Source organism: Spiroplasma sp. hyd1, assembly GCF_016082235.1.
GTDB lineage: Bacteria > Bacillota_I > Bacilli_A > Mycoplasmatales > Mycoplasmataceae > Spiroplasma > Spiroplasma poulsonii.
The window spans coordinates 1-11,995 of the sequence record NZ_JXYY01000039.1 but is presented as its reverse complement, the minus strand read 5'-3'; the positions used below and the strand labels follow the sequence as shown (position 1 = coordinate 11,995).

Here is an 11,995-nt window from a genome sequence, read left to right as displayed (position 1 = left end):
AAATAAAAAATCCATTATCTACTCCTAAATTTATTGGTGGTTTAAAAGTTTTATGCAAATATCTATTTAATTTAAATTATGTTTTACAATCGCCAGTTATTAAGAAAAATTATTTTTATAAAGGAAATATTAAAATGACAGATCACGAACACGATGCTTGAAAACATTTACAATATTTTTTAAAAAAGGAGAATAAATAATGAATATAACAGAATCAATTAAATTTGATAAACTACAAGAAGAAAATGAAATACTTAAAAAAGAACTTGCTGAAAAAGATAGAAAAATTGATTTACTTTTAACAGCGAATAAGCAAATTACCTATTCAACTAAAAGTAGAGAATATAATCAACCAAAATTATATAAAGAAGATTTTGTTGTTTCTAGTTATTGTATTAATTGTGGAGATGAATTATTTATCATAGATAATATGAAAAAAAGAAAAGAAAGAAAAGTAAATAAAAATGATAAATGCGATACTTGCGGTTGAGATAGAATAATTAAATTAAAAGACAATTCATTATATGACAAATTGCCTAGTAAGGATGTGAAATAATGTCCCAAACTAAAAGTAATTTACCTAAAAAATCAANAACTAATAAACCTAAAATAAAAAATAAAAAAGTTAATAAATTAGAATTAACTGTTAGATTACATGAAAATCCGATTAAAACTAAAATTAAGGCACTGGTTGCTGGNGGNNTTGAAGTTGATGCTTGTTCGGCTAAATGTCAATGAGANGGATTAAATTACTCAACATTATCAATATATAACCCATCTATTTTAACTGAGTTTTTGAAATTAAAAAAAGATGATGAGATAAAAATTAAAGGCTCAGTATTTAATCAGTTCAATATAAAAACTAAACGATATTTTTTATCTTTTAGAGTTGATAGTTTCGAAATTATTAAAAAAGCAATTAGAAAAAGAACAAACACAAATATTAAAAAATAAGGGAGTTAAAAAATGGTAAAAAATGTAAAATATGTTCTTGTTAATGAAAACAACGAACCAATTAAAGATGAAAATGATAACTTAGATATTAAAACAGCAGAAGTTATTTTAGAAAATTCTGAAGAAATTAATGAATTTAATGCAAATAATTTAGAAAATAGCAATCAACAAATCAACGAATTGCAAACCAAAAACACTGAATTAATTTCACAATTAGAACAACAAACTATGCAATTAAAACAAATTGAAATTAATAAATTCAATAATTCTTTAACTGATAATGAAGAATTTAAAAATGTCTTACTGAAATCTTATGATATTAATGATGACATTGAAGTTATTAAAACACATTTACAAAGTGTTTATGATGAATTAATTAAGGTACAAACAGTTAATACTGGNGGNGTACCAAAAGTAGAAAACAAAGAAAACAATATTTTAGATACAGACAATGTATTTAATAAATAGAAAGANGGAAGTAAANTATGGCACAAAACCCACAAAGAATTTTCGGAGATATTGCTAATCAAGCAACAAAACGAGACCGAGAAACATTTGAACAATGATATTTACAAACTTATCAACAAAAATTTAGTTGAGAAGCNTTATTTGCTTGAAAAGAAGCAAATAANTTTGGTTTAACATATAAAAGAAAGAAAAATATTAAATACAATGAAGGTNTAGGANNNNANGGNCAAGTATTTAATACTGATGATAACCTACTNAAATATTCAACAGTGGAATTTGAAGATGGAATTGTTGAATTAGATACAATTTTAACTTTTGCTCGTAAATTAGACCCTGTAGAAAGTGATTTTAATCCTAATCTTTGGGCTGCCGATATTGAGCAAGCAATGGATACTGAGGTTGCTTATAAACGCAATAAAATTTTAGAAATTATTAATAAAGGAACAGTTACAACTATTCAAGGACAAAAAGCAGATGATACAAATGCTTTACAAATCCACGATGAAATTATGNATAAAATATATGAAAACGGCTTTACCCCATCAGAAACAGTTGTATTAGGTTCGGCTGATTTTATTCGTGGAATTCGTAATAAATTACAGTTACAACTTGGAGCAAACGACCAAATAAATAGCGTAATTGAAACGAGTGGAGCAATGAAAACTGTTGAAGGAACAACATACTATATGGTTCCTAAAAAATTACCAATTATTAATAAAGATGGTTCAGAAGGAACAATTGAATTATTACCAAATGGAGTTAATGCAATTGCCTTTAAATTTAGCAAAAAATANGACCCCCTTATTTTNCGCAAAAAAGACCATACTCCGTTAAGAGTTGGTGCTGCTGCGTTAGGTACTGGAATGGGTAATACTTTGATTATGGAAAGAGTTTTATATTTAGGTGGAGCAGTAGTTGAACNNAAAGGAATTATTAAACATATTGTTNCAAAAATTNATATTAGTAAAATTAATAAATTAGATAAACCAACTATTCATGTNNCAGACCCAACANAANCAACANCNGAACAATTAAAACCACAATTTAAAGATGTTGTTTTAAAAGCGGTAAAAGCAGTAAATAGTTCTTTAACTGAAAGTGATTTCGATTACTTTATTGAAAGNAAAGGTGAAGATTGACCAATTAATATTACAAATGATAAAACTGTTGAAGTTCAAATTGAAGGTAAAAACAATGCTNGTGGTCAAACAAATCCGATTGATGTTAAAATTAAAAATTCTTAATAGTACTAAAAAATAGTACTTTTTCGTTTAATAGATATGCCAATTGGAACATCTAAAACAGCCCTTATTTATGCTGTTAAAAAAAATCCAACTAGATTGTCAATCCAACAACAAGAAAAAAGTTTTGGTTTACAGTTATTAGAATTTTTAGGAATTCAAGTTTTAGCTCTTGGTTTATCAGTTTTGACTGGGGGAATTGCTTCGGCTGTTGGTCTTGGTGCGGGATTATCTAATTTTGCCGCAGCATTTATCTCGTTTGGAGTAGAAACAGCAACCGATTTTGCTGTAAATCAAATATACGATAAATTANCATCAGAAGTGANAGTAAAAAGTACTGCCTTAAATTTNTTACCAGCAATTGGTGGAATTGGTAAATTAACGCGTGCTGCTCGCACAACTAGAATTTTAAAATTAGCAAAAGAAACTAAACTACTTGAAAAATTAGGTGTAATAACTGCTAATAACTTAGAAGATGTTGTAAAACAAGTTACAGGTAAAAAGATTTTATCTGATAAATTAATATTTGATTTTACAAAGCAGGTTAATAATGAAACTTTATTATATACAATTGGAAAATTAGCCCGAAATGATTTTTATAAGGGTTTTAAAGTTTCTAATTTAGAAACAATTAATAATTTATTAAAAATTGAGAAAAATATTCAAAAAATAAGTCCTACATTAGTTCAAAAAATACCGCGCGTAAATGAAAAAAACGCTAATAAATGATTGTCTGAATATGGATTAAACATTGAGAAAATAAGCAAAATTAGTACTNATGANTGATATAACATTATGGTTAATCTTCATAAAAAAGGTGTTGGTAAAAACTTATTGTTAAACGCTAACTTAATACGAGGAAGCAAAATATATNATAATAAATTATTAAATCTTTTACATCAAACACCAATTAAATTAAATAAAGCNNTAAATTATTTAAATCCAAATTTTTATATTCAAAAAGTAACTAAAAAATTATTAGCCCCCATTGAAAAACAAATAATTACAATTAAACAAAAAGTAATTAGTAAAATTACCGAGCAAACTAAAAAAATATTGTCTAAATTTGAAACTAAGGCTATTCAAAAAGGCCAATTATTACCCTTTGCTTATGGTTCTGATGTTTTTCTAGCAGTTAAAATTGTTCCCTTATCTGTTGCAGGTGAAGTTGCTTTAACAATCTATTATAAAAATCCTAAATATGCTCCTATTGTTGTGATGACAACTTTAATCAAAGCAGAACAATTTGTTTTATCCCCTAAACCTTTTAAATTCTATATGAACAGTGAATGGTTTATTGGTTGAGGATTTAAAAAAACAAGTTTATTTAATTTAGTTTCTTTTGCTCCAGTTGCTTATCAACAAATCGTAAAAGATAGCTTTAAAATATATCGAACAGTTGCTAAGGTATTAAAAATGCAAGAACAATTTAAAAACAATTTTACTAATAAAGATAAAATGTTAAAAACACTAGAAAACAGTGCAGTTACTAGTTTATTGGGTAGTGGTTTAGCGTTTCAAACATACAAACAATTTAGAACAAACCAAAATTTAAACAAAACAATTAAAACAAAAACACTATTAAGTAGTAAAAAGTTTATCTTAAATAAAATTAAATCAAAAAGAAATAAATGATAAGGAGATGATTGAATGTTAAATGAATTATGACATAATGTTACTTTGGAAAATTATAATAACTTTAATCCAATGACAGGTAAAATTACTCAAGTTCCTGTTCGTTATAATAAGTTCTTTAAAGGTGATGTCGAATTATGATTTAAAACTTTTGCATTAAGGGCTCAAAATATGATTAATTCTTATTTAAATTATCCTTTTACAAAATTAAAGTTTGAAACATTTAAAGATCCTTTATTGAAGAAAATATGTATTAACATGGCATTTATTACGGTTGAACACTGAATATTTAATCGTATTCCGATTGAATTCTTTACTTCAGCATCTATGAATGTTGGTGAAATTAATTATTCTTCTCAAAATGCCCCTATGGCAGCATGACAAGGTTTATTACCGACTTATGCAAAATCATTAGCTAATTTAACAACTTTAAAGAAAATGTTTCGTACTTTTCAAGAAGAAGGTATTGATTTAACAATGATAGATTTAGAAGCGTATTATACTCAGTTAGAAATTGATGCTTTATTAGAAAAAGAAAAAACTGAAAGAGTAGAAAATGATGACAAATTAGAAAATAAAATAAATACAAAACAAGATATTGTTAATAAAAGTACAAACTTAGAATTAAATGACTTAATTGCAAACAATACTATTGAAAGCAAAAAANAAATTAAATCAGTTAATATTACAACAAATGATTTAGAACTTGAAAATCTAACTATAGAAACAGCACCAAACTTTACAAAAGCAGTCAGAACAGTACAAGAAAAAAATGCTAATTGAGAATTAGTTGATACATCTAGTTTTATTTCCAATAGTTCTTCTAGATATATTTTAGAAAATATTAATTTGAATAAATATTTATACAGAATGAGAATAAAAGCAGGAGAATTAAAAAAAGAAAATTGAAGTAATTGAATAGAGACTATTAAAAATAAAAGTGATAATTATTCTGTACCGATTATAGAACTAAATTCAAATAGTTATTTTAATTTTATCGTGCAATATCTATCAACAACAATGCTACAATTACTTTTAAATACTAATATTTCTGTAAATATTTTAGATTTAATTGTAGAAAGAAAAGAAATAATTTAGAAGGGAGATGTTTTTATGCCAAAAGTAGAAATTAAAGATGTAATTATGTTTTTGAAAATCTTTGGAGTTTCATCATTGTTTTTTATNGCAGGAATTATTATTTGTTTTATAGGACCTACTAAATTAGGAATTGGTTGACCTGCATATGTAATTATTGGTGCAATGCTTAATGGTTTTGGGGTTATTGTTTTAATTATTGAAACTATTAGATTTATCAAAACACATAAAAAAGAACAAAAACAAGATAGTATTGAAGATGTTATTAAAAAAGAAGATACAAAATAAAGAGGTGTTATAAATGGGATTGTTACCNGCAAAAAAGAAATTAAAAAAAGAATATGATATTGATAGTTATTATCTTAATTTAGCATCAACGATTANTAATCGTAAAAATGTTNCTGTTCAAAAACATAATGAAATTTTAGAAAAAAGAATTTGTGAAGATAATGCTAATTTTTTAAATCCNCGNGATTTAGAAATTANCATTTATAATCCACTTACTAATCAACAAATAAACTCTCAATTAATTAATAACTTTTTAAAAATGCAAGACTTTACTAATAAGAATTGATATAACGAATATAAAATTAATAAGAATGGTAAAGGTGCCTATTTTATTTTTGCTAATAATTCAAAACTTAATTTTATTACTATTGATTTTTACAATGACCANTATGATGAATTAGGTAATTTAGTATCTTGTGCTTTTGATTATGACCCCTATATTAAAAATGACCAGAGTGTTTTTATTACTGAAAAATTAGAAATTGATTATGTAACTAAACAAGTTAAAGTTATTAGAAAGTTAAAAACACGATTATACAGTACTATTACCGACTTATATATTGATGATGCTAAATGGAATAATTATACAACTTTACAAAGAGAAGAAATATTGCCACTTAATTTTATTCCAATTGAAATTATTCCTAATAATCCTAATTTTGAACCGTCTGCTCGTTATGGTAAACAATTTGCTAGTATTTTAGATATTATTGCTGAAAAGATAATGTTAGACCCNTTATTAAATAGTGGTAAATTTACCATTAATACTAATGGAGTNACTGGTGTNGTTGACCAAGAAATTAGTAAAATGTTGGCTTCATTTATTGAAAATGACTTGTTATTAGTTGAAGGAGACCCNGATAGTAATTTTCAACCAGTAGANTATATTGCTGGTAATTTTAAAGGTGAACAATTAACNAAAATATATGATTGATTATTAACTAATTACTATAAAATAAATCGCCATCATGTTCCCGCAATNGCTAAGGGAGCNCAACAAACACAAGCTGAAGTTGCTGGTGTAAATATTCAAACAAATGCATCATACGAACAAATGATATATATTAGAGANATTAAATTAACTGAATTTATTATTAAGTTAATTAAATATGATAATGCTNTTTTAAATAGTAGAACATTCAATATTAAAAATATTGATGAGTTAATTGTTGATGTTCGCTTACCAGTAAATGCTACTTTAAACAGACAANTAAAAAACAACGAAACTNTTNTNAATNTNNCTAATGAANAAGGANNACAAGAATAATGTTAAAACCATCAGAAAAAATGTTAGCACAATTAGCGCAAAATGATGAACCAATTGATTATTCAATTGATAGTATTCCGTTAGATTTTGCTAATCAATCGCAGTACAGCGACCCCGATTTAGAACAGTTATTTACAGAAGACCGTGCTAGAACCTTATATATTTATAAAATTAATAATCTTGTTAAGACAAAGGAAAAACCAACCTTAAACTACTCTCAAAATAGCGTTAAAATCGGTTTTATTGACAAAGATGAATATATTAAAATTACTGGTTATGAAATTAGCGACTTTAATTTTAAATTACAAATTCAACAAAACACCACAGTCCAAGATAATAGTACTAGTTATGTAATGATTGATGAAAAAGATATTTTAATTAATGATATTTCAAAAAAAGACAAAGAATTTTTAGAATCTTATGACTTAAAAATAGTATCTATTAATAAACCAATTAGTGAAGACAATAAAAATGAATGCTATATTATTGAAGAATACAAACGCCCTTATTCACCTGACGGTGTTAATATTATTAAATCTACTCATTTAGTTAAAATAACTGATTTTAGGTGAAAAAATCAGAATAGTATTCATTTAGTTTTACAAAAATCATTGCCCGAGGGTACTGTTTTTACTGGAATTGAAATTAAATATCCTAAATCAATGTTATTTGGAAATATTAAATGTTGAGGCAATATCAATGGTGTTTATTCTTATCCACAGTCAATTATTCAAAACGCTAGTTTAGTGCCCTTGTTATCAATGCCCATTGAAACAAATCCCAATGTAAGAATATTTCAGTATTGGTTAGGATATAGTTTTGTGCCATTTGAAATAGCAAGACATTTTTCAACACCAAATGATTGCTTAATTTTAGTTAGTGTAGGTGACCATGATAAAAATCCAAGAAAACAAGTAATTAAAAATGCAAGAATTTTAGAAGGCAATATTGTTGCATATTATAATCCTCCTGGCAAATATTCATATAATGTTAAAATACCTGGTAAAATGCCAGAAACACCATCTATTTCATTACTTCCACCAATATGGCAAAATAATACTTCTCGATATGGAGAATTGCTAATTGAAATACAATCTTCCGATGTATATGGAAAATTAGAAGAAGTATTAAGAAATATGTTAACATATCGTTATAATTATGATAGAAAATTTTATGGAGCAAAATTTGATGAAAAAGGAAATCCAATAAATGAAAGTGCAAAAACAAAACAATTATTTGAAGGGCAAAAACCCGAAAATGTTATTGATGGATTATTTGAAGAATGAAAATTTAATAATCCTACTTATTTATCTGATATTGCAGTAAAAAGATTTAAGCAAGTTGTATATATGTTGTCAAATTATGTATATAGTAATATGGCAATTAATAAAGGTTATAATGATGATATTAAATTAGTTTCTCCTTACTATTTTGAGTTACTTTCTGAGCCAAAAATTAAAGAAGGTCAAGGTAGAGAAGCATATTATGAGTTTAAAGATTGTATAGTACAATTAAAATCATCATATTTTGATTTTTCTGATTTAAAAAATAAAAATTATTATGAAATGAAAAAAAGTAATATAAAAGTTATAAATAATGATATTTCAGAAAATAAAGTTTATCAATTAGAAGCAAATTTTTTTAATTGATTATCAATAACAAATGAATTAGAAACAAATAATATATCCTCTCTTATTCCGGCTGAAATTAAATTATCTGATGGCGAATATGGAAAATATCTAACTAATTTAATAATTTCTAATGATAAAGTANAAGAAGTTTTAAATGAATTATATGCATATCATAAAAAAGGGATAGTATATTCAAAATCAGAATGATTAAATTTAATTAATAATTTTGTCGAAAATAATATTAAAATATTATTTTCACAAAGTATTAATAATTTAAATCAAATTGAAATATCAGGTATATGGGGCTATGGTAATTATGATATTACAATTTTTACAGAAAAAGAACAAATTAATATTAATAATTTTCAGTTATTTAATAAAAATAATGAAATATTATCTCTAATTACATTAGAAATATAAAAAGTCATATATTTATATGACTTTTTAATTTATAAAATAACCATCAAAATTTTTTTATCTAAAGTATATTTTTTATTTCATAATTTTGAATAAATGTCTCTTTCAATACTGTTAATTGAAAAATTTTTTAAATTCATTATATTTTTATAAGTTAAATAAAATAATGAATAAACAACATTATATACTTTATCAAAATTTAAATTAGTTTCGTCTGTACACCATAAAAATATAGTGTATTTATTATTATTTTTAAATATATCATTTTCATCTTTATTTTTATCATTTTCTATTGTATAGTCAATTATTGCTTGACCTATTTTTTCATTTTTTTCACAAAATATACGAGTTCTGTCTCTATCTAAATATGAATTTTCAAATTTTGATTTATTATTAGCAGCTGTGACAAATACAATAGGCAAAGAAATACATAATCCTAACAACAAAATTGTTATTAACAATATTGCTATTTTCTTTTTTGTTTCAGTTAGGAAAAAACACCTTATTGATAAAATTAAATATCTCATACTATCCTTCCTTTACTCAAATTTATTATTTGATACTGATATAATCTGGGCTCGCGGTGATTTCCATAAGTTTGTGAAAAATTACTTAAAGTTTAAAAAAACTTTTGCCGCGCTTTTCAAAATACTTGGGAAAAATTCTAAGCGTTAAGCGAAGAATTTTATAAAGGTTCCCAAATTTGTTTGAAAGAACCTCAAAATATTTTTTAACTTGTAAGTCATTTTATCACAAAAATTTAAGAAAATCAACCGCTCGCCCAATTCCTGCAAATGATTTTTTATAGTCTTAATGATATAATTAAATTATTTAAAGAAAGGAAGTATATTTAATTTATGTATAAAAAAGGAAATAAAGTTAATGTTAAAATAACAAACGTTACACCTTATGGTGCTTTTTGTANAGCAGAAAAGGCTGATGGTTTAATCCATATTAGTGAAGTTTCAGATTACTTTGTTAAAGATATTAAAGATTTTTTTGATATTGGTGATGAAATTGAAGTTGAGGTGTTAGATTTTAATACAGTTAGAAAACATCTTAAATTAAGTTATAAAAATTGTCATCCTGAANTATTGAAAAATGATGATGGTAATGAAATACAAGAAAAATCACCTAGTTTAGAAAANNCATTAAATACNAATTATTTAATAAATAAAAAGTAAATAAAATTTATAAATGTTAGAAGGTTTTAAAAACCTTTTTTATATTCCCATTTTAAANCGATATGGATAAGAACCATAAAANAAAGCATCATATGGGTCATGNTACATTTTACTATCGGGTGTGTTTGTTTTGGTNTCACTAAATCTTAGTTCACTAATGCANTTATCTAAAAATGGNAAGTTATCTAATNTGCNATATATTTTGCCTTGAACAAACATTTTTCTTATTCANGTTACGCGATTGATTATACCCGCTTCTTTATTAAGAGATGTCTGATGTTTTTTGGCTTTAAACATTTTAATTTTATAGCCTAAATAAGGGTAAATATCTTCTTGTAATTTTTGCATAAAGTCATAGGCATTAATATCATAATGAAATGTTGCATATTCAAAACCATCAAATTTATCAAAAGTATTGATTATTCATTGTCCATAATGTTCAACTATTTCATTTAAATTCATTGCATTTTTTGGTGTAACAACATTTTCTTCAATTAAATATTTATCATATTCATTATTTTCATTAATTTTATAGCCACTAAATAAAAATACAGTGTGGTCTTCANTACCATTAGCATAATCAACACCAACTGAATAACTATCAAATTGATACTGTTTTGTATTAGAATTATAAAAATCTTGTAAGTTATACTCTTTAGTATATTTACGATAATTTCGTAAAACATAAATACTAGGGTCATTATCATTATATTCAAAACCATAATATTCAAGTTCATATAAATCTGGTCGCTCTTCTTTATTTGCTAAAACAAGTTTTTTGGTAATATCAGGTATTTTATTTCAAACAGCCCCCATAGTTAATCGTAAATTAAAAACACCCAAACCATTAAATGATTGTTTATTTTCTAAATATACTTGGTTGTGTTCTTTTAAAATATTTTTAATTCTTTCATTTAAAGGTAAAAATGGCGTTACAAATTTTTCATAAAAGACATGGTATTTATCAAAAGGATTAAAAGTAAATTGATTAGAATATGTTTTATGAAAATATGTTGTTACTGTTATGTGTTGTTTTGTTATATTATCTCATTCTTGAAATGTCCAAGATAATTCTTTTACCGCGATAGGATTATCTAGATTATATTGTTCATTATTATTTTCATCGGTATATTTTTCATAAGATACTTTTAAACTTTTAGAACGAAACATTGAAACTCTTAAATTATTATATCTTTTATCTAATTCTTTATCAGTTAAGATTTCTTTTTCTTCGGCATGTATCATTTCATCTGTTCACGCCGATATAATACCGCTACCTTTACCAACTTTTCCCATAATTTTGTTCCCATTAGCATAANCAACAAAAGCAATTCTCACACCACTAGGAAAAACAATCTCGCCGCCTTCTTTAACATTTTTAGGTCAAACAATACCATTTTCATTGTCGGGTCCTATATCAATTCCATATTTATCATATAGATAATTACAGACATTAATTGTATCACCAAATGTAGTATCTTCGTGGGTGTTGGCATATCTTCGTAAAATATTAGATGAANCATCTGTAAAATTACAAGCAAAAAATATTTTTTCGGCTAAATGATTTCATGTTTTATTAGTACCACGCCCCGCTGAAACAAATTTAAAAAAAGTTGGCGAAGTAAAATATCGGGCATAACTATCACCAACAAATTCTTTAAATACTTCTCAATCAAAGCCAAAATTATAGTCACTAAAATTCAAATCATATTTTTTGTTTAAATGTTCATAACTAGTAATTCGTTTTTTGTTATTAATTTTTGTAAAATCCTGCATTTTTCATGTACTCCCATTTTGATAAAATAATATTAAGTA

Annotated in this window: 4 protein-coding genes; 3 read left to right on the top strand and 1 reads right to left on the bottom strand. The window is 25.0% G+C overall.

The features are described from left to right. Together TS70_RS07785 and TS70_RS04655 are read left to right on the top strand one after the other, a co-directional pair. A partial coding sequence (locus tag TS70_RS07785) for a hypothetical protein (protein ID WP_232332481.1) occupies nucleotides 1-200 on the top strand: 200 nt, incomplete at its 5' end. After that, nucleotides 200-556, top strand: a complete 357-nt coding sequence (locus TS70_RS04655; protein WP_198049554.1) for a hypothetical protein — start codon at nucleotides 200-202, stop codon at nucleotides 554-556. The genes TS70_RS07785 and TS70_RS04655, both read left to right, overlap by 1 nt. Before the next feature lie 8,472 nt (nucleotides 557-9,028). Here the strand turns inward: TS70_RS04655 and TS70_RS04610 are convergent. Then, a complete protein-coding gene (locus TS70_RS04610) occupies nucleotides 9,029-9,523 on the bottom strand; it encodes a hypothetical protein (RefSeq protein WP_198049545.1) in 495 nt (164 codons plus the stop codon). Between the two features lie 330 nt (nucleotides 9,524-9,853). Between TS70_RS04610 and TS70_RS04605 the strand changes: the two genes are divergently transcribed. After that, nucleotides 9,854-10,180, top strand: coding sequence for a S1 RNA-binding domain-containing protein (locus TS70_RS04605; protein WP_198049544.1), 327 nt, complete (start codon nucleotides 9,854-9,856; stop codon nucleotides 10,178-10,180). Nucleotides 10,181-11,995 lie beyond the last annotated feature (1,815 nt).